This is a genomic window from Mesorhizobium sanjuanii, assembly GCF_002529485.1.
Lineage (GTDB): Bacteria > Pseudomonadota > Alphaproteobacteria > Rhizobiales > Rhizobiaceae > Mesorhizobium > Mesorhizobium sanjuanii.
In genome coordinates this window covers 1-701 of sequence record NZ_NWQG01000304.1, presented here as the reverse complement: position 1 = coordinate 701, position 701 = coordinate 1, and the positions used below count along the sequence as shown (strand labels likewise).

Genomic DNA, 701 nt, shown 5'->3' with positions numbered 1-701 from the left:
GTTATATATCTGGGGTATATTCATCGCTTTGAATCCGAATAATTCTGAAAAATGCCGGCGGTCAACAGCATGCCGCCGCCGGTGGCTGAACGCTTGTGCCGGCATCGTCCCGCAGCTGCGGGCAACGTCCGATGGCCATCTGAAGGCCTGCATTCGCGACGACACCGCCCAAGGGCGATTGTCCGACACGACAAGCGATCAAAGCCATCTATCGCCATTGGGCGGCGCGGTCACGACCAAAACGAATGAGCCGTTCGCGATCGAGCGCTGCGAGGTTGCACTTCCCCAAATGCCGTTGGAGCATATCGAGGGCCGCGGCCTTGGAGCGGCGAGGGGACTTGCATACATCGCACATGTCGTCGATATGAAGGTCTATCAGTTCGCCGAAGGTTTTCAGGCGCGCTATGCGGGACTTGGTCGGCGTCTCACCTCGATCGACCTGGCGCTCGGCATCGGTTGCCCAGCGCCGTGCGTCGTCTCGGCGCAGGAAGGTCTTGCTGACGTAGCGACCTTTGCGACGGACTTGGACACGCCAGGAGCCGGACGAGAGCTTTGTGTAGGTGGCCATTTTTTCGTGTGCGCTCCGTGTGCACTGAGAGAGATCGAAACGTGGCGAAAAGGGTCGTATTCTGGCGTAAATTCGTGTGCACCCGGCAGGTTCCAACGGTTTGTTGTTAACGAAAAAATGGTGAAAAATCAAA

At 57.5% G+C, this 701-nt stretch carries 1 protein-coding gene; it reads left to right on the top strand.

What is annotated here, in order from left to right:
- The coding region (locus CN311_RS33140; RefSeq protein ID WP_208866618.1) for a ferredoxin reductase domain-containing protein at positions 1-701 on the top strand (701 nt) is incomplete at both ends.